This window comes from Pseudomonas sp. FW305-25, from assembly GCF_017351415.1.
GTDB classification, from domain to species: Bacteria; Pseudomonadota; Gammaproteobacteria; order Pseudomonadales; family Pseudomonadaceae; genus Aquipseudomonas; species Aquipseudomonas chlororaphis.
In genome coordinates this window covers 24,662-47,864 of the sequence record NZ_JACNDE010000002.1, presented here as the reverse complement: position 1 = coordinate 47,864, position 23,203 = coordinate 24,662, and the positions used below count along the sequence as shown (strand labels likewise).

Genomic DNA, 23,203 nt, shown 5'->3' with positions numbered 1-23,203 from the left:
AAGCTGGAGTGGGCGGTGAAGCGCTCAACGTTGCCGGCTGGTCTTGGTCGGTACCATCTTGCGCAATATCTGCCGTGCCTTGCCGGTAAGACGCTGGAGTTTGGAGTCCTTCTCCGGCGCGCTCAATCCCTGCTGCTTCAGCCAGTCCTTCCAGCGAATCCGCTCGTCACGCACCAGCCAGCCTTGCTGCCGGGCGAAGCTTTCGGCCAGATACAGGCCGCGGGTGCTCGCCGGGTGCAACTGATCCTTCTTCAACGTATAGAGCTCGGCGCACGGCTGACCGTCCTTGAGTGGCATCAGGTACAGGTCCGGGCGCTTGCGATCCAGGCGAGCCACCAGTTGGTCGCCCTCCAGGCGTTCGTCGACATGGAACAGGCTCAGGGACTTGGCCTCTTTCGGCACGTCCAGGCGCAGGTCATAGATCAGCTGCAGTGAAGCGGTGGGCAGGTGCACATAGGCCCGCGGCCGTTCCAGCAACTGCAGGTTGGCGCAGCGTACCGGGCGTGCCGCGCCTGATAGCGGCGTCAGGCGAAAGGGCAGGGCCTCGCGATAGTGCAGGGCGCTCGAGTAGGGGGCGGGCAGCCAGGTGTCGTTGAAGCGCCCGCCGAGCCAGCCTTCCGGGGTTTCCAGCAGGCATTCTTCGGCGATTTCCTGGATGGCGGTATGCAGCGGCAGGTTCAGCTCATGGGCCGGGACGTAGCCGGAAATCAGCTTGAGCACCACGTCGCCGCGATCCTGCCGGCGCTGGCGCACCAGCACCCAATAGTCGCGGTTCTGCCAATGCAGGGTCAGGCGTACCGAGACGCCGAGGTTGGCCAGCTCCAGGGCGAAGCGCTCGGCGTCGGCCACCGCAACCGGGCGCCGGCGCTGCAGGGTCTGCGCAAAGTTCAGCGGCATGCCGACGCTCTGATAGCTGAGGCCTTCGGGCGTCGCTTCGACGAACAGCGGCAGGGTCTTGAAGTTGCTGGGGTTCTTTCTTATGAGCGTACGCGGCATGTCGGCTCCTTCTTGCGTCGGGGTCGGCCGCGTGGGCGGCATCAGTTCTTGCGCAACACCTGCGCGACAGTGGCGACATTATGGGCCAGGTGCAACGGATTGATGGTCCCGACAATAGCACTGGCGACGCCCGGTTGATCGAACAGCAGTTCGAAGCTGGCGCGTACCGGGTCGACACCGGGGCTCAGGCACACATGGCCGCTGGCCAGGGCTTTTTTCACCAGAATGCCCTTGCCGTGGGCTGCGGCGTAATCGATGACGGCTCGCTCGTTCTGTTCGTTCAGATTGTAGGTGACCATGGCACAGTCACCTTGTTCCAGGGCCTTGAGGCCGCCCTCGACGGTTTTCCCGGAGAGGCCGAAGCCACGGATCTTGCCTTCCTGCTTGAGCTCGGCCAGCGTCTGGTACACCTCGCACTGCTCAAGGATGTGCAGGTCATTGCCGTCGGAATGCACCAGCACCAGGTCGATGAAGTCGGTTTCCAGGCGCTGCAGGCTGCGCTCCACCGACAAGCGGGTATGCGCGGCGCTGAAATCATGGCGCGACAGGCCGTTTTCGAACTCTTCGCCGACCTTGCTGACAATCACCCAGTCCTGGCGTTGCCCGCGCAGCAGCGGGCCCAGGCGCTCCTCGCTGCGGCCATAGGCCGGCGCGGTGTCGATCAGGTTGATGCCCAGGTCGCGGGTCAGCTTGAGCAGCGTGCGGGCTTCGGCGTCATCCGGAATCTGGAAGCCGTTGGGGTACTTCACCCCTTGGTCGCGCCCGAGCTTCACGGTGCCCAGGCCCAGTGGGGAGACCAGCAGCCCGGTGCTGCCGAAGGGGCGATGCAGGTCGTGCAGGGTCGCTTGGCTCATGGCAGCAGTTGCTCCCACGCCGGTTGGGCGATGGCGGGTTTGGGCAGCGTCGGCAACGCAGTCGTGGGGCCCGGCTTGATACCGTCGCGCTCGAGGGCAGCGAACACCCGATCGGCGAAGTCCGGGGCCAGGGCCAACTTGGTCGGCCAGCCGACCAGCAGGCGGTCCTGTTCGGCGAGAAAGGCATTGTCCGGACGGGTCAGGCCCGACTGCGCGGGCTCGGCGCGGTCCACCCGCAGGGTGGCCCATTGCGCCTGGCTGAGATCGACCCATGGCAACAGGTTGCCGAGTTCTTTCTGGGCGGCGGCGATCTGCGCCGCCGGCTCGCGCGCCACGCCTTCGGCTTCGGCGATGTCGCCGCCGAGGTACCAGACCCACTGGCCGTCGGCCGCCGGGTGGGTGGTCACAGTGATCCGTGGCTTCGGCCCGCCGCCCAGACAGTGGGCGTACAGCGGTTTCAGGCTCGGGCCCTTGACGATCACCATGTGCAACGGCCGGCGTTGCATGGCCGGCTGGCTCAGGCCGAGGCTGCTCAGCAGCTCGGCATTGCCGGCGCCGGCGCTGAGCACGATGCGTTGCGCGCGGATTTCCCGCTCATCGACCCGCAGGCCCAGCAATTGCCCGTTTTCCAGCAGGGGTTCGATCTTCTGCCCGGCCAGCAGGCTATCGCCGCCCAGTTCGGCCAGGCGCCCGATCAGGCTCGGCACGTCCACCACCAATTCGGCCAGGCGATACACCTTGCCCTTGAAGCGACGGTCCTGCAGGGCTGGCGGCAACTGGTCGCCCTTGACCTGATCGACACGGCCACGCACGGCCTTGCTGGCGAAAAAACTGGTGAGGTTGCCGGCCAGGGTGCCGGGGGACCACAGGTAATGGGCCTCGGACAGCAGGCGCACACCGGACAGGTCCAGCTCGCCGTTGCCGGCCAGGGCCTCGCGCCAGCGGCGCGGCATGTCGGCGATGGCTTCCGAGGCGCCGGTCAGGGCGCCGTGCAGGGCGTACTTGGCGCCGCCGTGAATGATTCCCTGAGACTTGACGCTTTGTCCGCCGCCGAGGCTGGCGCTCTCCACCAGCACGGTGGAAAAGCCCTGGCGACGCAGGCGGGCGTTCAGCCAGAGGCCGGCGACTCCGGCGCCGACAATCAGCACGTCGGTGGAAATAACGGATGGCATGCAGCGACCTCGGAGAACAAATCGAAGGCGCAAGTTTCAAGCCTCAAGCCTCAAGCTGCAAGCGTGACGCTCACTCTTGCTGCTTGAGGCTTGTAGCTTGCCGCTGCTTTTCTAATGCCCGGCGGTCTTGGAAAACAGCTGGATCACCACCACGCCCAGGACGATCAGGGCCATGCCGAGCATTGCCGGGATATCCAGCTTCTGCCCGTAGAGGAACAGCGCGGCCACGCTGACCATGACAATGCCCATGCCGGCCCAGACCGCGTAAGCCACGCCCACTGGCACGGTGCGCACCACCAGGGTCAGCATCCAGAAGGCCACGCCGTAACCGACGATGATCAGCAGCAGCGGCAGTGGAGTACTCAGGCCTTTGACCGCTTTCATCGAAACGGTGGCGATCACTTCGGCGCAGATGGCGATGGCCAGGTAGGTGTAAGCGTTCATGGGAGAGTCCTCGTGTTTGGGCTTGCTTGATGAGGTCGGCATTCTAGAGATTGTGCAGATGGGGTAAAGTCATTACCTATCTGTTTTGAAGATGGGTTGCCTTATGAATGTGCAGTGGAATCTGGAGCAGATGCGGCTGTTCGTCAGCGTCGCCGAGCAACGTTCGTTTTCCGCGGTGGCCCGTGACCAGCACAAGGCGCAATCGGCGGTCAGCAGCGCGATTGCGCTGCTCGAGGCCGATCTCGGCGTGCTCTTGTTCGAGCGCAGCAGCGGTCGCCAGCCGAAACTCACTGAGGCGGGTCGTGCCTTGCTTGCGGAGGCGCGGGAAGTGCTGCGCCAATGCGAGCGCTTGAACGGGCGGGCGCTGGCGTTGATGCGGGGTGAGGAGGCGCGCTTGCGGCTGGCCCTGGACGAGGCCATGCCTTTCCAGCCGGTGCTCGATAGCCTTGAGGCGTTGTCCGAGCGTTTCCCCAGTCTTGAGGTCCAACTGGCCAGCAGCGCCCAGGGTGATGTGGCGCGCAAGCTGCTGGACCGTCGGGCCGACCTCGGTTTGCTGTTTCACCATGAACAGATGTCCGAGGCCCTTGAGCGACGGGCCCTGGGCAGCGTCGAGATGGTCACGGTGTGCGCGGTCGGGCACCCGTTGGCCGGCGAAAAACAGGTGGATCGCCAGCAACTGGGGCGGCATCGACAGTTGTTGATTTCCCCGCAGTTGAGCACTTACCCCAGTGGCGAGCAGGTCAGCCCGCAAGTCTGGCGTGCCGACAGCTTCTACGCGATGGCCGAGCTGCTGATGCGCGGCCTGGGCTGGGCCTGGCTGCCGCGGCATGTGGTGCAGTATCCGACCTATCAGAACCAGATGGTCGAGTTGGCCAGCGAATGGACCCCGCCGGCGCTGGTGGTGGAATTGGTCTGGCGTCGCGATGAACCCCTGGGGCCGGCGGCGCATTGGCTGGCGGAGCGTTTTGCCGTGCACTTGCGGGCGATTGGCTGAAAAAGCCGATAAACTCCGCCGCCATGAATAGAACTCTCTACACCGCGCTGTTTTACCTGGGGCTGCCATTGGTGGCGATTCGTCTGTGGCTGCGGGCGCGCAAGGCGCCGGCCTATGCCCGGCGGATTGGCGAACGTTTTTCCTGGGGGCTGCCGGCGATGCAGCCGGGCGGGATCTGGGTGCACGCGGTGTCGGTAGGCGAGAGCATCGCCGCCGCGCCGATGATCCGTGCCTTGCTGGCGCGTTATCCACAGATGCCGATCACGGTCACCTGCATGACCCCCACGGGCTCGGAACGTATCCAGGCGCTGTTCGCCAACGAGCCGCGCATCCAGCACTGCTACCTGCCTTACGACCTGCCTTGCGCCGCCGTGCGTTTTCTCGATCGGGTCCGGCCGAAGCTGGCGGTGATCATGGAAACCGAGCTGTGGCCCAATCACATTCACCAGTGCGCCAGGCGCGGGGTTCCGGTAGCGCTGGCCAATGGGCGGTTGTCGGAGCGCTCGGCCCGGGGTTATGGGCGCTTTGCCAAGCTGACCGCACCGATGCTCGCTGAAATGAGCCTGTTTGCGGTGCAGACCGAGGCCGAGGCCGAGCGTTTTCGCCAGTTGGGCGCGCGCCCGGAAACAGTCGAGGTGACGGGCTCGATCAAGTTCGACCTGAGCATCGACCCACAACTGCTGGTGCGCGCCAGCGAGCTGCGCGAGCAATGGCAAGCCGGCGAGCGTCCGGTGTGGATCGCCGCCAGTACCCATGAAGGCGAAGACGCCGTGGTGCTGGATGCCCATCGCCAACTGCTGGCCAGCCACCCGGATGCCTTGCTGATCCTGGTGCCGCGTCATCCAGAGCGCTTCAATCCGGTGTTCGAGCTGTGCCGGCAGCAGGGCTTTGAGACCATTCGCCGCTCGAGCGCCGAGCCGGTCACCGCCAGCACATCGGTGCTGCTGGGCGACACCATGGGCGAGCTGCTGTTTCTCTATGCCCTGGCGGACAGCGCCTTTGTCGGTGGCAGCCTGGTGCCCAATGGCGGGCACAACCTGCTGGAGCCGGCGGCCCTGGCCAAGCCGGTGCTGAGCGGGCCGCACCTGTTCAACTTCCTGGAGATCGCGGCGATGCTGCGCGAGGCGGGCGCCCTGCAGGAAGTGGACGATGCCCATGGCCTGGCGGTGGCGGTGCAGCGCCTGTTCGAGTTGCCCCGGGATGCGCAGAAGATGGCCGATGCCGGACTGCGGGTGATGCGCAGCAACCAGGGCGCCCTGCAGCGCCTGCTCGACGGGTTGGATCGCTTGCTGTAGCCGCCGCCGCAGGCTGTGATCGACCGGAACGGTCGTAAAAAAGGCCACCGCCATTCAATTGAATCGCGGTGGCCTTTTTGCGTGTCCTGCGGACAGGATCACAGCCTGCGGCAGCGGCTACAGGTTACTGCCCCGGCCGGGCCTTGAGCTGTTCCGCCGCGGCCTTGGCCAGGTCCGGCGGCAGGAAGTCGCGGTCCGGGTTGTAGTCGGCTTTCAGGTAGCGCGACAGGTCCTGCAAGTCGCCCGGATTGAGGGTGCCGGCGGCTTGCTTGAGGCGCAGGTTGTCGAGGATGTAGTCGTAGCGGCTGTTGTTGTAGTTGCGCACCGAGGTGTACAGCTGGCGCTGGGCGTCGAGCACGTCGACGATATTGCGCGTACCGACCTGGTAGCCGATTTCCGTGGCTTCCACAGCGCTCTGGTTGGAGATGATCGACTGGCGCCGGGCCTGGACCTGCTCGACATCGGTGTTCACCGCACGGTGCAGGTTGCGGGTGTTTTCCACCACCTGGCGCCGCAGGGCTTCACGGCGCTGCTCGCTCTGGGTCAGGCGCGAGTAGGACTCGCGGACCTGGGAGCTGGTCAGGCCGCCGCTGTAGATCGGAATGCTCAGTTGCAGGCCGATGCTGCGTTGTTCAACGTCACTGCCGTAACGCTGGCCCAGCGGGGCCGGGTTGCTGAAGCCGAGGGCGTCGTTGTCGCCTTTCTTGTATTGCGCCACGGCGTCGAGGGTCGGGGCGTGGCCGGCCTTGCGCTGCTTGAGGGTTTCCTCGGCGGCGCTGACCGCGTAGTTGCTGGCCAGCAGGTTGAGGTTCTGCTTGGCCGCGGTATCGACCCAGGCCTTGGCGTCATTCGGGGCCGGAGCCAGCACCGGCAGGCTGTGGACGATGCCCTGGATCGCGTTGTACTGGCGGTTAGTCAGGGTGATCAGGGCTTCGAAGGCGTCATCCACCTGGCGCTGGGCGAGGATCCGGTTGGCCCGCGCGGTGTCGTAGCTGGCCTGGGATTGCAGGACGTCGGTCTTGTCCGACAGGCCGACGTCGAAGCGTTCGTTGGACTGGTCGAGCTGACGCTTGAAGGCGGCCTCTTCGGCCTTGGTCGAGGCCAGGTTGTCCTGGGCGCGCAGCACTGAGAAATAGCTCTCGGCGCTTTGCAGGATCAGGTTCTGCTCGGTGGCCGAGAGTTCCAGCGCGGCTTGTTCGTTGACGTCCTTGGCCGCCTGCAGCTGGAACCAGCGGTCGGCGCGGAAAATCGGCTGGGCCAGGGTCGCCTGGTACACGGTGCCGCTGCGGGTGGCGGTCATCGACGGTTCGTCGAACTTGGTCCGGGTGTTGTTCAGGTCGGCACCGGCCGAGAGGTTGGGCAGCAGCCCGGCGCGCGCCTGTGGCACCACTTCTTTGCGTGCGTCGTAATCAGCGCGGGCGGCGGCGAGGTCGGCGTTGTTGTCCACTGCCTCCTGGTAGACGCTGACCAGGTCGGTTTTGGTGGTCAGGGGCGCTTCTGCTGCCCAGGCCATTCCATTGGACGCACAAGACACGGCGATGGCCAGTGAGAGTTTGCGCAGCATTCGGCGATCCCTAGAGTTGATATTACGAGGATAATTCTGGCGCCAAGGCTAAGTCTCGGCCTGTGCAGCGTCAAGGTTCGACGCAACCCATCGAGTGTAGATGCGCCTGCGAAGGGCAACAATCCTGCATTTACGCCATTCATCATGCTGTTTGCCTTGGGGTTGGCGTTCTGTACCGGCTTTGTCTAGACTGGCCGGGTTCTTGTCGGGGTGCCTTGCTATGAGGCTGAGATCGGATAATCCGGATCCCGTTGAACCTGATCAGGTTAGCGCCTGCGTAGGGAACAAGATTTCTCGTCACCCGGCGAGTCCTCTTGTGCTTCGTCCGGGATGTTGTTCGACAATCGAACACCCCTCGAGCACCAAGCACTGCACCAGCTGGTTTTCGCCTCTGGCTCCAGCCATGGTTGCGTCCGTTCGTTACAGGTTCGCTCCGACAAAAATCCACTGCCTGGATGCTGTCTGGAGAGCCCGTGATGACTACAAAATTAAAAAACGCTACCCACCTTAGCGAATCGGCCAAGGTCGATGAGCAGTCGGTTCAGCCCTTTACCCGCTCGCAAAAAATCTATGTCCAGGGTTCGCGCCCGGACATTCGCGTGCCGATGCGCGAAATCAGCCTCGACGTGACCCCGACCGACTTCGGCGGCGAGATCAACGCGCCAGTCACCGTCTATGACACCTCTGGCCCGTACACCGACCCCAACGTGGTGATCGACGTGCGCAAAGGTCTGGGCGATGTGCGCTCGGCCTGGATCGACGACCGTGGCGACACCGAGCGCCTGCCAGGCCTGAGTTCCAACTTCGGCCAGGAACGCCTCGCCGATCCCGAGCTGACCAAGCTGCGCTTCGCCCACGTCAACAACCCGCGCCGGGCCAAGGCCGGGGCCAACGTCAGCCAGATGCACTACGCGCGCAAGGGCATCATTACCGCCGAGATGGAATACGTCGCCATCCGCGAAAACATGAAGCTGCAAGAGGCTCGCGCCGCGGGTCTGCTTGATCAGCAGCACGCCGGCCACAGTTTCGGCGCCAGCATCCCGAAAGAAATCACCCCCGAGTTCGTCCGTGAGGAAATCGCCCGCGGTCGCGCGATTATTCCGGCCAACATCAACCACGTCGAACTGGAACCGATGATCATCGGCCGCAACTTCCTGGTGAAGATCAACGGCAACATCGGCAACAGCGCCCTGGGTTCGTCCATCGAAGAAGAAGTGGCGAAGCTGACCTGGGGCATCCGCTGGGGGTCGGACACCGTCATGGACCTGTCCACTGGCAAGCACATCCACGAAACCCGCGAGTGGATCATCCGCAACTCGCCGGTGCCGATCGGTACCGTGCCGATCTACCAGGCGCTGGAGAAGGTCAACGGCGTGGCCGAAGACCTGACCTGGGAGCTGTTTCGCGACACCCTGATCGAGCAGGCGGAGCAGGGCGTCGACTACTTCACCATCCACGCCGGCGTGCTGCTGCGCTATGTGCCGCTGACCGCCAAGCGCGTGACCGGCATCGTCTCCCGCGGCGGTTCGATCATGGCCAAGTGGTGCCTGGCGCATCACAAGGAAAACTTCCTCTACACCCACTTCGACGAAATCTGCGAAATCATGAAGGCCTACGACGTCAGCTTCTCGCTGGGCGACGGCCTGCGTCCTGGCTCGATCGCCGACGCCAACGACGAAGCGCAGTTCGGCGAGCTGGAAACCCTCGGCGAGCTGACCAAGATCGCCTGGAAGCATGACGTGCAGTGCATGATCGAAGGCCCCGGCCACGTGCCGATGCAACTGATCAAAGAGAACATGGACAAGCAGCTGGAGTGCTGCGACGAGGCGCCGTTCTACACCCTCGGCCCGCTGACCACCGACATCGCCCCGGGCTACGACCACATCACCTCCGGTATCGGCGCGGCGATGATCGGCTGGTTCGGCTGCGCCATGCTCTGCTACGTGACGCCGAAGGAACACCTGGGCCTGCCGAACAAGGATGACGTGAAGACCGGGATCATCACCTACAAGATCGCCGCCCATGCTGCGGATCTCGCGAAAGGCCACCCGGGCGCGCAGATCCGTGACAACGCGCTGTCCAAGGCGCGTTTCGAATTCCGTTGGGAGGACCAGTTCAACCTCGGCCTCGACCCGGACACCGCGCGCGCCTACCACGACGAGACCCTGCCCAAGGATTCGGCCAAGGTCGCGCACTTCTGCTCCATGTGCGGGCCGAAGTTCTGCTCGATGAAAATCACCCAGGAGGTCCGTGAGTACGCGGCCAACCAGCGCATCGAAGCGGTGGACGTGGATGTCGCCAAGGGGCTGGCGGAGCAGGCTGAGCGCTTCAAGCAGGAAGGCAGCCAGCTGTACAAGAAGGTTTAAGCGACAAGTTGCAAGCTGCAAGTTAAAGGCAACAGTGGTCCTGCTTTTTCTTGCAGCTTGAGGCTTGCAGCTAACGCGCCCTTTTCCTGCCCCGAGATAACCGTCTTGAACACTTATTCACCAGACATCGCGGTCCCCGCCGACAGGCGTGTATTCGGCGCGCGCGATCTGTTTTCCCTGTGGTTTTCCCTCGGCATCGGCCTGATGGTGTTGCAGACCGGCGCGTTGTTGGCGCCAGGCCTGGGTCTGTCCGGTGCCTTGCTGGCGATCTTTCTCGGTACGGCGGTCGGTGTCTTGCTGCTCGCAGCGGTCGGGGTGATCGGCAGCGATACCGGCCTGTCGTCCATGGCGGCGCTCAAGCTCAGCCTCGGTACTTACGGCGCGAGCCTGCCGGCGTTGCTCAACCTGTTGCAACTGGTGGGCTGGGGCTCGTTCGAGATCATCGTCATGCGCGATGCCGCCAGCTTGTTGGGTACTCGTGCGTTCAGCGAAGGCAGCTTGCTGGCCAGTCCTTTGCTCTGGACCCTGTTTTTCGGCGCACTGGCGACTTTGCTCGCGGTCAGCGGGCCGCTGACTTTCGTGCGCAAGGTCCTGCGCAAGTGGGGCATCTGGCTGCTGTTGGCGGCCTGCCTGTGGCTGACCTGGAACCTGTTCGCCAAGGCCGATCTGGCCGCGCTCTGGGCCCAGGCCGGCGACGGCTCCATGCCGCTCGGCGTGGGCTTCGATATCGCGATCGCCATGCCGCTGTCGTGGTTGCCGCTGATCGCCGACTACTCAAGGTTCGGCAAGCGTGCGCGCAATGTCTTTGGCGGTACGGCGCTGGGGTTCTTTATCGGCAATCTGTGGCTGATGAGCCTGGGCGTGGCCTACACCCTGGCCTTTGCGCCGAGTGGCGAAGTCAATGCTCTGTTGTTGGCCCTGGCCGGCGCGGGCCTGGGGATTCCGCTGTTGCTGATCCTGCTGGACGAGTCGGAAAACGCCTTTGCCGATATCCACTCGGCCGCGGTTTCCAGCGGCATTCTGTTGCGCCTGAAAGTCGAGCACCTGGCTTTGGCCATTGGTGTGCTCTGCACCCTGATCGCCTGCCTGGCGCCATTGGCCCAGTATCAGAACTTCCTGCTGCTGATCGGCTCGGTGTTCGCGCCGCTGTTCGGCGTGGTGCTGGTGGACCACTTCATCCTGCGCAAGCGCAGTGCCCAGGTGCCGTCCGTGGGCTTGCGCTGGCCGGCGTTGCTGGCCTGGCTGGGCGGGGTCAGCACCTATCACCTGCTGGCCAACTTCTATCCGGATGTTGGCGCAACCCTGCCGTCACTGGTGCTGGCAGGGCTGCTGCAGGGGCTGCTGGGATGGGCCTTCAGCCACGGCCAGGAAACAGCTCGGGTTTGAGAATGCCGTTCAGGCGGTTGTAAGGGATCTTCAGTTCAATGTGGCCCAGCGCGTAAGGCGCGATCACCGACACGTTGTACTTGAGGATTACGCCGCCGTAGGTCAGCGCCACGTTCGGGGTTTTCTGGAAGGGCCAGCTCTTGATGAACTCCGGCTCCTGGTCCAGCTTGGTGCTGATCAGCCAGCTATTGTGAGCCACCTGGGCAGCTTTCCAGAACGCGGCTTCCTGGCCCGGGCGCAGCATGTCGGACAGGGTCAGCTCCTTGTGCAGCTCGCGGGAGTAGTTGATGAAGCCGCGACCGGGCGTGCCGTGGGCGCCGCCGGTGTCCAGGTAGCTGGCCAGTTCGATGATCACCAGGCCGTCATGCTGTTCACGTACCTTGGCTTGCAGGTACATGCTGTTGCGGCTGTCGGCCTCGCGCAGGAACTTCTCCCGATAGGCGTTCAGCGTCGCTGGCACGGCCTGGTCCGCGGTGGTGCGGGTCATCTGTAGCAGGCGCTTTTCAATCAGCGCATCCAGCTGCGGCTCGTCGGCGAAGTGCACGGTGTCGATGTTCACCAGCGGGCAATCCTGATTGCTGCAGCCGGGCTTGATCTGTTCCGACTTGTCGCTGGTGCTTTGCAGGGGCTTTTGATAGCTGGGTTGGAACAGGCTTTGGCAGGCGCCCAGGGTCAGGGCCAGGCAAGCCACGGAAGCGATTTTAAGAAGCGACATGTGCGTCCTTGATAAACCAGAGGTAGGCAAAAGTTACCGGCTTCGACTGCCTGCGGGGCAATCAGTTCGCCACTAAGCTCAATAGAGGCAATTAGATTAGGTTTGCCCCCTTGCCGTCTATCCCGCTGATGGCAAAGGGGCTGCATCATCGGTCAGCGGCGCGTTAGGATGGCGCGAAGTCGAGGGGGAGCCTCGGATCGAATTGCAGGATACGAGGATTGCTATGACGGACTTTGCCAACACCACGCCGACCACTGTCGATATCGTTCGGCGCGAGAAATGCTTCCAGGGTTTTTATCAGCTTGATCGTGTGCACCTGCGCCACGAACTGTTCGCCGGTGGCATGGGGCGCGAGATCAGTCGTGAAATCTTTGTCCGTCATGATGCTGTCTGCGTGCTGCCGTACGATCCGCAACGCGATGAAGTGGTGTTGATCGAGCAGTTTCGCGTCGGCGCCATGGGGAAAACCGCGAACCCCTGGTTGATCGAGCTGGTCGCCGGTCTGATCGACAAGGACGAGCAGCCGGAAGAAGTTGCTCACCGCGAGGCGCAGGAGGAAGCTGGACTGACATTCTCCGCGCTGTGGCCGATGATCCAGTATTTCCCGTCGCCGGGGGGCAGTACCGAGTTCGTGCATCTGTACCTGGGGCGCTGCGACAGCAGCGGTGCCGGTGGCCTGCACGGATTGGAGGAAGAGGCGGAGGATATCCGTGTGTCGGTCTGGGCTTTCGAAGACGCACTGCAGGCGGTAAGGGATGGGCGGATTTCCAACGCGGCGAGCATTATTGCCTTGCAATGGCTGGCTTTGAACCGCGTTGAAGTGAGGGGGTTATGGTCGTAAACAAAGTGCGCGATCGCTATCGGGTCGATCTCGTGGGGCTGCAAGCGTCCTGCGAGGCGAACTATGCCCGGCTGATGCGCCTGTTGCCCGACATGCGCAACCAGCCGGTGGCGCGGCGGATCGCGGTGACCCAGGGCGACCAGATGCTGGGCGTGCTGGCGCTGGAGGTGCTGCTGGCCTGCCCCTATACCACCACCCTGCAGGTGCGTCAGGAACACAGCCTGCCCTGGCTGCCGGTGCCGCAGCTGGAGGTCCAGGTCTACCACGACGCGCGCATGGCCGAGGTCATCAGTGCCGAGCACGCTCGGCGCTTTCGTGGTATCTATCCGTATCCGAATGCCTTCATGCACCAGCCGGACGAGAAGGCCCAGCTCAATGTGTTTCTCGGTGAATGGCTGAGCCACTGCCTGGCTTGCGGTCATGAGTTCGAGGCCGTGCGGTAGATGTGAACTGCGTCCGGTTCGCCGGTTTCCTCTTTTGAATTTCCCCCAGCATAATTGCCCCCATTCCTCACTTCCCGTGACACGCCCTGGGAGGCCGCCTTGCCGAGCGTATCCACTCTGACCACCGACGATCCCGTGTTGCTGGTGCAGTTGTCCGACAGCCATCTGTTCGCCGAAGCGGACGGCACGCTGTTGGGCATGAATACCCGCGACAGCCTGCAGCGGGTGATCGACCTGGTGCTGGAACAGCAACCGCGGATCGACCTGATGCTGGCCACGGGCGATTTGTCCCAGGACGGTACGCTGCAGTCCTATCAGCTGTTTCGTGACATGACCCGGCAGATTCCGGCGCCGGCGCGCTGGATTCCCGGTAACCACGACGAGCCGCAAATCATGGCGCAGGCGGCGACCCAGAGTTCGTTGCTGGCACCGGTGGTGGACATCGGCAACTGGCGGATCATCCTGCTCGACTCGGCCGTACCCGGTTCGGTGCCGGGCTATCTGCAGGACGATCAATTGCAGCTGCTCGCCAGTGCCCTGAGCGAAGCCCCCGAACGCCATCACCTGGTATGCCTGCACCATCATCCAGTCTCCATCGGGTGCGCCTGGATGGAGCCCATCGGGCTGCGCAATCCGCACGCGCTGTTCGCCGTGCTGGAGCGCTTTCCACAGGCGCGCGCGGTGCTCTGGGGCCATGTGCATCAGGAAATCGACCGCCAGCAAGGGCCTTTGCGCCTGCTGGCGTCGCCCTCGACCTGCATCCAGTTCGAGCCGGGCAGCGAGGATTTCCAGGTCGGCGAGACCGCGCCGGGTTATCGCTGGCTGCGCCTGCTGCCCGACGGGCGCCTGGAAACCGGTGTCGAGCGGGTCACCGGCTTCGATTTTGAGGTCGATTACGGCAGCGACGGCTACTGATTCCGGCCCGGAGCCGCAGTCTGCGGCGGCAGGACAAAGGGATACACCTGAACACAAGTCAAGCGGCGATACACCCTGTAAACTGCGCCTTTTTGCACGATGCAAAGGGAGTGCGCATGTCCGGTTCGATCCTGTATATCCACGGCTTCAACAGCGCACCGGCGTCGAAGAAAGCCAGCCAGCTAATCGCTGTCATGGAGGCGATCGGCCGCGGTGAACAGCTGCGGGTGCCGGCCTTGCATCATCATCCACGCGAGGCCATTGGCCAGTTGGAACAGGCGATTGCCGAACTCGGACGGCCGCTGCTGGTCGGCAGCTCTCTCGGCGGCTACTATGCGACTCACCTTGCCGAGCGTCACGGCCTGAAAGCCCTGCTGATCAACCCCGCGGTCAGTCCGCACCGGATGTTCGACGGTTTTCTGGGCACGCAGACCAACCTCTATACCGGGGAAACCTGGGAACTGACCCACGACCACGTGACGGCCCTGGCCGAGCTGGAAGTGCCGGCGCCCCAGGACCCGCAGCGGTTCCAGGTCTGGCTGCAGACAGGTGACGAGACGCTGGACTATCGCAGCGCCCAGCTGTATTACCGAGCCTGTGCCTTGCGCATCCAGGCCGGCGGCGACCATAGTTTCCAGGGTTTTGCCGGACAATTGCCGGCGTTGTTGAATTTTGCCGGCATCGGCCCGGATCAGTACCAGGCGATCGATTTCACCTCGCTGTGAACCCTCGCTTCTATTTCATTGAACGACTAACGACGAGACCCCATGGCCACTCCCAGCGCTAGCTCTTATAACGCAGACGCCATCGAAGTCCTCTCGGGCCTCGACCCGGTGCGCAAACGCCCGGGCATGTACACCGACACCACCCGGCCGAACCACCTCGCCCAGGAGGTCATCGACAACAGTGTCGACGAAGCCCTGGCGGGGCACGCGAAGTCGATCCAGGTCATCCTGCATGCCGACCATTCCCTGGAAGTGTCCGATGACGGCCGCGGCATGCCAGTGGACATTCACCCCGAAGAGGGCGTGTCCGGTGTCGAGCTGATCCTCACCAAGCTCCATGCGGGCGGCAAGTTTTCCAACAAGAACTACCAGTTCTCCGGCGGTCTGCACGGGGTGGGTATTTCCGTGGTCAACGCCTTGTCGAACCAGGTGCGGGTGCGGGTCAAGCGTGATGGCAACGAATACCAGATGACCTTCGCCGACGGCTTCAAGGCCACCGAGCTGGAAGTAGTCGGCAGCGTCGGCAAGCGCAATACCGGGACCAGCGTGTACTTCGCCCCGGATCCGAAATACTTCGATTCGCCGAAATTCTCCGTCAGCCGCCTCAAGCATGTGCTCAAGGCCAAGGCCGTGTTGTGCCCGGGGCTGCTGGTCAGCTTCGAAGACAAAGGCACCGGCGAGAAGGTCGAGTGGCATTACGAAGACGGCCTGCGCTCCTATCTGGTGGACGCGGTCAGCGAATTCGAACGCCTGCCGGCCGAACCTTTCTGCGGCAGCCTGGCCGGTAACAAGGAAGCGGTGGACTGGGCCCTGCTGTGGTTGCCGGAAGGCGGCGACAGCGTGCAGGAAAGCTACGTCAACCTGATTCCGACCGCCCAGGGCGGTACCCACGTCAACGGTTTGCGCCAGGGCCTGCTGGACGCCATGCGCGAGTTCTGCGAATTCCGCAACCTGCTGCCGCGTGGCCTGAAGCTGGCACCGGAAGATGTCTGGGAGCGCATCGCCTTTGTTCTGTCGATGAAGATGCAGGACGCGCAGTTCTCCGGCCAGACCAAGGAACGCCTGTCGTCCCGCGAGGCGGCCGCCTTCGTTTCGGGCGTGGTCAAGGACGCGTTCAGCCTGTGGCTCAACGCCAACCCGGAACTGGGCATGCAACTGGCGGAGCTGGCCATCAGCAACGCCGGCCGTCGCCTCAAGGCCAGCAAGAAGGTCGAGCGCAAGCGCATCACCCAGGGCCCGGCATTGCCAGGCAAGCTGGCGGATTGCGCCGGCCAGGACCCGATGCGTTCCGAGTTGTTCCTGGTGGAAGGTGATTCCGCCGGTGGTTCGGCCAAGCAGGCGCGGGACAAGGAGTTCCAGGCGATCCTGCCGCTGCGCGGCAAGATCCTCAACACCTGGGAAGTCGACGGCAGCGAAGTCCTGGCCAGCCAGGAAGTGCACAACATCGCCGTGGCCATCGGGGTCGACCCGGGCGCCGAGGACATGAGCCAGCTGCGCTACGGCAAGATCTGCATCCTCGCCGACGCCGACTCCGACGGCTTGCACATCGCGACGCTGCTCTGCGCGCTGTTCGTTCAGCATTTCCGTCCTCTGGTGGATGCCGGTCACGTCTACGTGGCGATGCCGCCGCTGTACCGCATCGACCTGGGCAAGGAGATCTACTACGCCCTCGACGAAGCCGAGCGCGATGGCATCCTCGATCGCCTGGTGGCCGAGAAGAAGCGTGGCAAGCCGCAGGTCACCCGATTCAAAGGCCTGGGTGAAATGAACCCGCCGCAACTGCGCGAAACCACCATGGACCCGAACACCCGGCGCCTGGTGCAGTTGACCCTCGGTGAAGACTTCGCCGCGACTTCGGAAATGATGGACATGCTGCTGGCGAAGAAACGCGCCGGCGATCGCAAGAGCTGGCTGGAGTCCAAGGGCAACCTGGCCGAGGTTCTGGCCTGATGCGCAGAGGCTTTGCCCTGGCGTTACTGCTATTGGCAACCTCGGCGATGGCCGACCCCTTGCCCGAGTTGAGGCTGCTGGCCGAGCATCCGGTGGACGGCATGCGTGGCGGCAACCTGTCGGGGCTGGCGTTGTGCGGCAAGGAGCTGTGGACGGTCTCCGACCGCGACGACGATCAGATCTATCGGCTCGATACCAGCGACCGCGTCTGGCAGGCCGAAACCGTGCGCATCGACGTGCCGCCGGTGCCGGACAGCGGTTTGCCCTGGGGCTTGAACTCGCGCACCTGGGTCGCGTCGTTCGTGCGCGGCGGCGACCTGGATTTCGAGGGCATTACCTGCGACAGCGCCGGCAACAAGTATGTGGTCAGCGAGTCCCACGCGGCAGTGTTGCAGCTGCCGCCGATGGGTTCGGCCGCCTGGCTGAAGATTTCGCCGATCATGGTGCGCGAGGCGCGGGCCAGCGGTATGTTGCTGCACTTCAATGCCCTGTTCGAAGGCCTGGCGGTCAACCCGGCCGGTGACCGGATCTGGCTGGCCGCCGAGCGCGAGCGCCGCGGGCTGCTGTTGATCAAGCGCCAGCAGAGCGTCTGGGATTGCGACGGCGGCTGTGTGCTGCTCAGCGAGGCCGGGTTGGAAATGCAGCCACCACAGATGCCCAAGGCCAAGGCGGTGTCCCGGGATTTCGCCGACCTGTCGCTGTTCGAGGGCAAGTTGTTCACCCTCGAGCGCAATGCGTTCCAGGTCTGTCGTCGTGATGCGTCGACGGCCAAGGTCGAGCGTTGCTGGTCGTTCGCCGCCGAGGCGTTGCAGGAAAACCGGCGTTATCCACAGGCCTATGGCCTGACCGAGGCCCTGGTGGTGGATGCCGACGGCGCCTGGATCGGTGTGGATAACAACACCGGAGCCCGTGCCGACGGTGAAAAACGCCCGATCGTCTGGCGCTTCGCTGCGCCCGAGGGCGGTTGGAGTGCCAAGCCGTGAGCCAGCAGGCACCGGGCAAACGTGCCGGGCGCGTGCTGCTGGTGCTGGCCTGGGGTGCCGGACTGTTCCTGGCAACACGTTTTTTTGGCGAGTGGGAACAGCGTCAGGAGAACCCCAATGCTGTCGTCACTTCGCAACAACATGAGGGTTACATCGAAGTGAAACTGGTCGGCAACGGCCAGGGGCATTTCGTCGCCAGCGGCCAGATCAACGGCCAGCCGGTGAATTTCATGCTCGATACCGGAGCGACCGATGTGTCGATCCCGTCCGGGCTGGCCGAGCGTCTTGGCCTGGAGAAGGGCGCACCGGTGACCCTGAGTACCGCCAACGGTCGTAGCGAGGGTTATCGAACCCGCCTCGACCGCCTGCAACTGGGCGATATCGTCCTGCGGGATGTCCGTGCGCTGGTCGCGCCGGGCCTGGGTGGCGAGCAGGTGTTGCTGGGCATGAGCGCTTTGAAAAAACTTGAATTTACCCAGCGCGGCGGCACTTTGCTGCTGCGCCAGACAACGAACTGATGAGGCCCGCATGAGCGACTCCCTGGATCTCAGCCTGGATGGCGTAGAACGCCGATCGCTGGCTGACTTCACCGAAAATGCCTACCTCAACTACTCCATGTACGTGATCATGGACCGTGCTTTGCCGCATATCGGCGACGGCCTGAAACCGGTACAGCGGCGTATCGTCTACGCCATGAGTGAGCTGGGGCTGGATGCCGATTCCAAGCACAAGAAGTCCGCCCGTACGGTGGGTGACGTGCTGGGTAAATTCCACCCCCACGGCGACTCGGCCTGCTACGAAGCCATGGTGCTGATGGCGCAGCCTTTCAGCTATCGCTACACGCTGGTGGACGGCCAGGGTAACTGGGGTGCGCCGGACGATCCCAAGTCCTTCGCCGCCATGCGTTACACCGAAGCGCGCCTGTCGCGTTACTCCGAAGTGCTGCTCAGCGAGCTGGGCCAGGGCACTGCGGACTGGGGGCCGAACTTCGACGGTACCCTGCAGGAACCCCTGGTATTGCCGGCACGTTTGCCGAATATCCTGCTCAACGGCACCACTGGTATCGCCGTGGGCATGGCCACTGACGTGCCGCCGCACAACTTGCGCGAAGTCGCCACCGCTTGCGTGCGCCTGCTGGATGAGCCCAAGGCCACGGTCGAACAGCTCTGCGAGCACATTCAGGGCCCGGACTATCCGACCGAGGCGGAAATCATCACGCCGCGCGCCGACCTGCTGAAAATCTATGAAACCGGTCGCGGCTCGGTGCGCATGCGTGCCGTCTATCGCATCGAGGATGGCGACATCATCGTCACCGCGCTGCCGCACCAGGTGTCCGGCGCCAAGGTGCTGGAACAGATCGCCGCGCAGATGCAGGCCAAGAAGCTGCCGATGGTCGCCGACCTGCGCGACGAGTCGGACCACGAGCACCCATGCCGGATCGTGATCATTCCGCGTTCCAACCGGGTCGATCCCGACGAGCTGATGCAGCATCTGTTCGCCACCACCGAGCTGGAATCCAGCTACCGGGTCAACGTCAACATCATCGGCCTGGACGGCAAGCCGCAACTGAAGAACCTGCGCGCCCTGCTGGTGGAGTGGCTGGAGTTCCGCGTACTGACGGTGCGCCGCCGCCTGCAGTTCCGCCTGGACAAGGTCGAGCGCCGCCTGCACCTGTTGGACGGCTTGCTGATCGCCTACCTCAACCTGGATGAAGTGATCCACATCATTCGTACCGAGGACCAGCCGCGAGCCAAGCTGATCGAACGTTTCGCCCTGAGCGAAGTGCAGGCCGACTACATCCTCGATACTCGCCTGCGTCAGTTGGCGCGGCTGGAAGAGATGAAGCTGCGCGCCGAGCAGGACGAGCTGCTCAAGGAGCAGGCCAAGCTGCAAGCCCTGCTCAACAGCGAAGCCAAGCTGAAGAAGCTGGTGCGCACCGAATTGCTGCAGGACGCCGAAACCTACGGCGACGACCGTCGTTCGCCGATAGTCGAGCGCGCCGAGGCCAAGGCCCTGTCGGAAAACGAGCTGATGCCGACCGAGCCGGTCACCATCGTTCTGTCGGAAAAAGGTTGGGTACGTTGCGCCAAAGGGCATGATATCGACGCCACGGGGCTGTCCTACAAGGCCGGCGACGGCTTCAAGACCTCGGCCATCGGGCGCTCCAACCAGTTCGCGGTGTTTATCGACTCCACCGGGCGCAGTTATTCGGTGGCGGCGCATACGCTGCCATCGGCCCGTGGCCAGGGCGAGCCGCTGACCGGACGCCTGACGCCGCCGCCTGGGGCCAGTTTCGAATGCGTGCTGCTGCCGGACGATGAGGCGCTGTACGTGATCGCCTCCGACGCGGGTTACGGCTTCGTGGTCAAGGGCGAGGATCTGCAAGCCAAGAACAAGGCCGGCAAGGCGTTGTTGAGCCTGCCGAACAACGCCAAGGTGCTGTTGCCGCGGCCGGTGAGCGATCGTGAACAGAACTGGCTGGCTTCGGTGACCACCGAAGGGCGCTTGCTGGTGTTCAAGATCAGCGACCTGCCGCAGCTGGGCAAAGGCAAGGGCAACAAGATCATCGGGATTCCGGGTGAGCGAGTGGCCAGCCGCGAGGAGTACGTGACCGATATCGCGGTACTGCCGGAAGGCGCGACACTGGTGCTGCAGGCCGGAAAACGTACCCTGTCGCTCAAGGCTGATGACCTCGAACATTACAAGGGCGAGCGCGGTCGCCGGGGTAACAAGCTGCCACGAGGCTTCCAGCGAGTGGATGCGTTGTTGGTAGAAACTCTCAATTGATGCGGGTTAGAGCGTCCGATCTGCGATTTAACCGGTAGATCGGCGCTACAACACTGGAGTCATGGCGCATATTCACGGATGATATGCGCTTTCAAGCGCCGGCGTGGCTGAGCGTTATTCAGGGTTATTTTGAGTATTTACACTGTGGCTAGCCTTGTGGCCGCCACCTGGATGGGATGATGACTGCTCTGCGCCTTCCTCTTGTTTTCTTGCTCGCTGGCGTTCTTGGCCTGGCGGGTTGCAGCGTACACCAGCCGGTATCGCTGTATCAGCTGGACAGCGGAAGTCCAGCTCAACCGGCACAAAGCGCCGGTATGGCCGTATTGCTGGGGCCGGTACTGGTTGCCGACTACCTGCAACGTGAAACCTTGCTGCAACGTCAGAACGACGGCAGCCTGCTGGCTTCGACCGACGGTCGCTGGGCCGGCAGCCTGTCTTCCGATATCGATCAGTTGCTGTTGCGTCAGGTCGCCGGCCAGCTGGACAGCCAGCGTGTAGTGCTGGCGCCGGCGAGCACCGGTTTCACTCCGGATGTTCAGGTGTTGCTGTCGATCACTCGCCTGGATTCGGGCGCCTCGCAACCGGCGGTTCTCGATGCGCAATGGCGCCTGATCGATCGCCGTGGGCAGGTTCGCGACAACCGTATCGTTCATCTGCAGGAGCAGCATGCGGGTACCACCGCGTCCCAGGTCCAGGCCCAGGGCGTATTGCTGCAACGCCTGGCCGAGCAGCTGTCGGGTGCCCTCAAGCCGCTGGCCAACCAGCCTACGGTAGCCGAGGTACCCCGCAAGGCGGCGCCTGCGCCGGCGGCAAAGCCGGCCGAGCAGGAGAAGCAGCCGAAGATTCCAATGGCCACGCCTATCCGCACGGATATGGAAGTGTTCCGCTTCTGAGTGTTGCGGTTCCAGGACAAAGCCCGCTGATCAGCGGGCTTTGTCGTTTCTGGGGAGTTGTTCGGTGGCTCGGGCGCTCTGCGGTGTTCTGCAGATTGCTATTGCGGGCAATCGAGCGTCGACCGGCCGCTCCTACAGAAGCAGATAGGTGCGAGGCTTGCCCGCGATGGCGTCAGCCCGATCAACGCCCAACAAAAAGCCCGCATCGCTGCGGGCTTTTTGTTGGGCGGCTGGCTTAGAGCTTGGCTCGGGTCTCGTGCATCCGCGCCAGTTGCCGTTCCAGCATTGATGGGTAGGGCTCCATCAGGCGTTCGACGCAGCAGGCGCCTTCCGGGCTGGCGATCGGACGGATGCGCGCGCGCTGACGAATCAGGGCGTCATCGTTGATCTTGCGCTCGACCAGCAGCAGGTTGCGGCTGTGCTGGGACAGCGCCAGGGCGTCCTGGGCGGTCTCGGTCAGCAGCAGATCGATCTGGCTCAGGCCGAACAGCTCTTCGCCAAGGGTCAGGCCCAGTTGCAGCTGCAGGGTGATGCCGCTGTCGGCCACTTCGATTTGCAGGGCGTGGCCCAGGGCGCGCAGCAACTCGCCACAGCAGATGGCATTGGTCAGGTAGTCGTCGCCGCTGTCTTCGCTGTGGAACAGCATCAGCGTGCTGCCGTCGTTCAGGGTATGCAGTTCGCTCTGGTACAGCGAGGCGGCTTGGTCGAGGCAGTCGCGATAACGTTCCAGCAATTCCGTCAGACGGGCGCGGGGCAGGCGGCGCAGTTGCTCCTGGGCGCCCAGTTGCACAGCCAGTACCGCACTGTGCTGCGGCTGTGCCGGTATCGTGGGTTTCACGATCGGCTTGGCAGCGGTCGCGGTGGACGAGCTGTCGCGAAGGTCGGCGAACGGGTCTTCATCGTCGGCCAGGTCCTCTTCGGCATTGATCACGTGCCGCGGCGCGGGCTTGAGCCCGGCCACCGGAGCACTTTCATCGAAGCTCGGGTCACGCAGGTTGCGCACCTCGAAGGTCGGTTCCGCGTCTTCGCTGTCGTCGTAGTCGGTGTCGTCGATCTCGGCTTCCGGTTCGGGTTCCGGCTCGACCTTCTCGGGGGCGAAGCTGGCGTGCAGCTGGCGCGCCAGGTCGCCGATCTCGTCCTGGCGCTGGGTGGCCGGGGTGTTTTCGTCGATATCCCGCAGCCAGACCCGCAGTTGCATCAGCGGTGTGGAGATGTGCCGTCCCAGGCGCAGGCTCAAGGCCAGGGCCAAAGCCAGCAGGATCGCGCTGAGAATGCCCATGCTCTGCAGGCTGATGGTCATCGGCTGCTGGAATTGTTCCATGTCCAGGCTGATGCGCAGGTTGCCCGCGGTCACGTCCTGGAAGGTGATCTTGGTCTGGTAGACGCCTTCGGTTTCACCCAGCAGGCTGCTTTTCGGGCGCTGACCGGCTTCGGCGAGGATGCGGTTGTCCACGCTGTAGATCGCCGCATGGGCAACCAGCGGGTTCTTGGTCAGGTTATTCAGCAGCACGTTGAGGCTGAGGATGTCGTTGGACACCAACAGCTCGGTGGCCGAGGTCGCGGTCTGGGTAGTCAGGCTCTGACCCAGGGCGTCGGCTTGTTCGTGCATGGCCTGCTTGAACTGCAGGCCCATCACGCAGGCATAGATCACCAGGGCCAGGGCGACCAGGATCACGTTATGGCTGGCAATGCGCAATGCAATCGGTACACGGCGGTGACGCAGTGCACGGAAGATCAGCAGGAAGAAGTTATCGGTTTTAACTGGCGTGGGCCGGTTCACTGAGCTCGGCTCTTTTGTCCGTGAAGTTGAGGCGCAGTATAGCGACAGGCCCTAGACCGGCAAAGCGCTGGCTGTGCCCGATGGTCACTGAAAGTGGGTA

General features: G+C 63.7%; 20 protein-coding genes and 1 riboswitch. Of the genes, 13 read left to right on the top strand and 7 right to left on the bottom strand.

All coding sequences use genetic code 11. The features are described from left to right. Positions 1–24: 24 nt before the first annotated feature. The 4 genes from J4E58_RS02605 to J4E58_RS02590 form a co-directional block, all read right to left on the bottom strand. A complete protein-coding gene (locus J4E58_RS02605) occupies positions 25–996 on the bottom strand; it encodes a metal ABC transporter ATPase (RefSeq protein WP_087089861.1) in 972 nt (323 codons plus the stop codon). Positions 997–1,037: 41 nt separating this feature from the next. Next, positions 1,038–1,850 carry an aldo/keto reductase gene (locus J4E58_RS02600; protein ID WP_087089863.1) on the bottom strand — a complete coding sequence of 271 codons (813 nt, stop codon included), beginning with the start codon at positions 1,848–1,850 and terminating at the stop codon, positions 1,038–1,040. Beyond that, positions 1,847–3,022 (bottom strand): FAD-binding oxidoreductase, encoded by a 1,176-nt coding sequence (locus tag J4E58_RS02595; RefSeq protein WP_087089865.1) that lies wholly within the window; start codon positions 3,020–3,022, stop codon positions 1,847–1,849. Before J4E58_RS02595 ends, J4E58_RS02600 begins: the two co-directional genes overlap by 4 nt. A 111-nt stretch (positions 3,023–3,133) precedes the next feature. Beyond that, positions 3,134–3,466, bottom strand: coding sequence for a multidrug efflux SMR transporter (locus J4E58_RS02590; RefSeq protein ID WP_007921448.1), 333 nt, complete (start codon positions 3,464–3,466; stop codon positions 3,134–3,136). Between the two features lie 109 nt (positions 3,467–3,575). On the opposite strand from J4E58_RS02590, the gene J4E58_RS02585 reads away from it, so the two are divergent. Beyond that, entirely contained in the window at positions 3,576–4,460 is an 885-nt protein-coding gene (locus J4E58_RS02585; RefSeq protein ID WP_172963019.1) for a LysR family transcriptional regulator, read from the top strand. A gap of 23 nt (positions 4,461–4,483) precedes the next feature. Further along, on the top strand, positions 4,484–5,755 hold the full coding sequence (waaA, locus tag J4E58_RS02580) for a lipid IV(A) 3-deoxy-D-manno-octulosonic acid transferase (protein ID WP_087089869.1): 1,272 nt from the start codon (positions 4,484–4,486) through the stop codon (positions 5,753–5,755). A 124-nt stretch (positions 5,756–5,879) separates the two neighbouring features. On the opposite strand, the gene J4E58_RS02575 is transcribed toward waaA, so the two are convergent. Continuing rightward, the gene (locus J4E58_RS02575) at positions 5,880–7,319 is read right to left on the bottom strand and encodes a TolC family outer membrane protein (protein WP_009041884.1); all 1,440 of its coding nucleotides are present in this window, start codon (positions 7,317–7,319) and stop codon (positions 5,880–5,882) included. Between the two features lie 196 nt (positions 7,320–7,515). Beyond that, a riboswitch (TPP riboswitch) is annotated at positions 7,516–7,620 on the top strand. A 175-nt stretch (positions 7,621–7,795) separates the two neighbouring features. Here J4E58_RS02575 and thiC point away from each other — a divergent pair. Both thiC and cytX read left to right on the top strand, forming a co-directional pair. Then, positions 7,796–9,685: a phosphomethylpyrimidine synthase ThiC gene (thiC, locus tag J4E58_RS02570; protein ID WP_087089871.1), complete on the top strand. Its 1,890-nt coding sequence runs from the start codon at positions 7,796–7,798 to the stop codon at positions 9,683–9,685. 96 nt (positions 9,686–9,781) lie between these two features. Next, on the top strand, positions 9,782–11,071 hold the full coding sequence (gene cytX, locus J4E58_RS02565; RefSeq protein ID WP_087090451.1) for a putative hydroxymethylpyrimidine transporter CytX: 1,290 nt from the start codon (positions 9,782–9,784) through the stop codon (positions 11,069–11,071). Here cytX and J4E58_RS02560 read toward each other — a convergent pair. Next, entirely contained in the window at positions 11,040–11,786 is a 747-nt protein-coding gene (locus tag J4E58_RS02560; RefSeq protein WP_053259409.1) for an RsiV family protein, read from the bottom strand. The genes cytX and J4E58_RS02560 overlap by 32 nt on opposite strands. Before the next feature lie 223 nt (positions 11,787–12,009). On the opposite strand from J4E58_RS02560, the gene J4E58_RS02555 reads away from it, so the two are divergent. The 9 genes from J4E58_RS02555 to J4E58_RS02515 all read left to right on the top strand — a co-directional run bounded on the left by J4E58_RS02555 (position 12,010) and on the right by J4E58_RS02515 (position 21,323). Beyond that, positions 12,010–12,627, top strand: a complete 618-nt coding sequence (locus J4E58_RS02555) for an NUDIX domain-containing protein (protein WP_087089873.1) — start codon at positions 12,010–12,012, stop codon at positions 12,625–12,627. Then, entirely contained in the window at positions 12,618–13,070 is a 453-nt protein-coding gene (locus tag J4E58_RS02550; RefSeq protein WP_007921426.1) for a DUF1249 domain-containing protein, read from the top strand. The genes J4E58_RS02555 and J4E58_RS02550 overlap by 10 nt, the downstream gene beginning before the upstream one ends. 99 nt (positions 13,071–13,169) lie before the next feature. Beyond that, entirely contained in the window at positions 13,170–13,985 is an 816-nt protein-coding gene (gene cpdA, locus J4E58_RS02545; protein ID WP_087089875.1) for a 3',5'-cyclic-AMP phosphodiesterase, read from the top strand. A gap of 116 nt (positions 13,986–14,101) precedes the next feature. Beyond that, a complete protein-coding gene (locus J4E58_RS02540) occupies positions 14,102–14,710 on the top strand; it encodes a YqiA/YcfP family alpha/beta fold hydrolase (protein WP_007921424.1) in 609 nt (202 codons plus the stop codon). A gap of 42 nt (positions 14,711–14,752) precedes the next feature. Then, positions 14,753–16,660 carry a DNA topoisomerase IV subunit B gene (gene parE / locus J4E58_RS02535; protein ID WP_007921422.1) on the top strand — a complete coding sequence of 636 codons (1,908 nt, stop codon included), beginning with the start codon at positions 14,753–14,755 and terminating at the stop codon, positions 16,658–16,660. Next, complete coding sequence (locus J4E58_RS02530) at positions 16,660–17,643, top strand: esterase-like activity of phytase family protein (RefSeq protein WP_087089877.1); 984 nt, start codon at positions 16,660–16,662, stop codon at positions 17,641–17,643. The genes parE and J4E58_RS02530 overlap by 1 nt, the downstream gene beginning before the upstream one ends. Then, positions 17,640–18,161, top strand: a complete 522-nt coding sequence (locus J4E58_RS02525) for a TIGR02281 family clan AA aspartic protease (protein ID WP_087089879.1) — start codon at positions 17,640–17,642, stop codon at positions 18,159–18,161. Before J4E58_RS02530 ends, J4E58_RS02525 begins: the two co-directional genes overlap by 4 nt. 10 nt (positions 18,162–18,171) lie before the next feature. Beyond that, a complete protein-coding gene (gene parC, locus J4E58_RS02520) occupies positions 18,172–20,430 on the top strand; it encodes a DNA topoisomerase IV subunit A (protein WP_009041892.1) in 2,259 nt (752 codons plus the stop codon). A 179-nt stretch (positions 20,431–20,609) separates the two neighbouring features. Continuing rightward, the gene (locus J4E58_RS02515) at positions 20,610–21,323 is read left to right on the top strand and encodes a membrane integrity-associated transporter subunit PqiC (RefSeq protein WP_087089881.1); all 714 of its coding nucleotides are present in this window, start codon (positions 20,610–20,612) and stop codon (positions 21,321–21,323) included. 235 nt (positions 21,324–21,558) lie between these two features. Here the strand turns inward: J4E58_RS02515 and J4E58_RS02510 are convergent, their stop codons facing one another. After that, positions 21,559–23,103 carry an AhpA/YtjB family protein gene (locus J4E58_RS02510; RefSeq protein WP_087089883.1) on the bottom strand — a complete coding sequence of 515 codons (1,545 nt, stop codon included), beginning with the start codon at positions 23,101–23,103 and terminating at the stop codon, positions 21,559–21,561. Positions 23,104–23,203 lie beyond the last annotated feature (100 nt).

Coding starts and splice junctions, on each gene's coding strand:
- J4E58_RS02530 (WP_087089877.1), top strand. CDS start 16,660: ATGCGCAGAGGCTTTGCCCTGGCGTTACTGCTATTGGCAACCTCGGCG.
- J4E58_RS02590 (WP_007921448.1), bottom strand. CDS start 3,466: ATGAACGCTTACACCTACCTGGCCATCGCCATCTGCGCCGAAGTGATC.
- J4E58_RS02575 (WP_009041884.1), bottom strand. CDS start 7,319: ATGCTGCGCAAACTCTCACTGGCCATCGCCGTGTCTTGTGCGTCCAAT.
- parC (WP_009041892.1), top strand. CDS start 18,172: ATGAGCGACTCCCTGGATCTCAGCCTGGATGGCGTAGAACGCCGATCG.
- parE (WP_007921422.1), top strand. CDS start 14,753: ATGGCCACTCCCAGCGCTAGCTCTTATAACGCAGACGCCATCGAAGTC.
- J4E58_RS02540 (WP_007921424.1), top strand. CDS start 14,102: ATGTCCGGTTCGATCCTGTATATCCACGGCTTCAACAGCGCACCGGCG.
- J4E58_RS02515 (WP_087089881.1), top strand. CDS start 20,610: ATGACTGCTCTGCGCCTTCCTCTTGTTTTCTTGCTCGCTGGCGTTCTT.
- J4E58_RS02560 (WP_053259409.1), bottom strand. CDS start 11,786: ATGTCGCTTCTTAAAATCGCTTCCGTGGCTTGCCTGGCCCTGACCCTG.
- J4E58_RS02550 (WP_007921426.1), top strand. CDS start 12,618: ATGGTCGTAAACAAAGTGCGCGATCGCTATCGGGTCGATCTCGTGGGG.
- J4E58_RS02600 (WP_087089863.1), bottom strand. CDS start 1,850: ATGAGCCAAGCGACCCTGCACGACCTGCATCGCCCCTTCGGCAGCACC.
- J4E58_RS02605 (WP_087089861.1), bottom strand. CDS start 996: ATGCCGCGTACGCTCATAAGAAAGAACCCCAGCAACTTCAAGACCCTG.
- thiC (WP_087089871.1), top strand. CDS start 7,796: ATGACTACAAAATTAAAAAACGCTACCCACCTTAGCGAATCGGCCAAG.
- waaA (WP_087089869.1), top strand. CDS start 4,484: ATGAATAGAACTCTCTACACCGCGCTGTTTTACCTGGGGCTGCCATTG.
- J4E58_RS02595 (WP_087089865.1), bottom strand. CDS start 3,022: ATGCCATCCGTTATTTCCACCGACGTGCTGATTGTCGGCGCCGGAGTC.
- J4E58_RS02555 (WP_087089873.1), top strand. CDS start 12,010: ATGACGGACTTTGCCAACACCACGCCGACCACTGTCGATATCGTTCGG.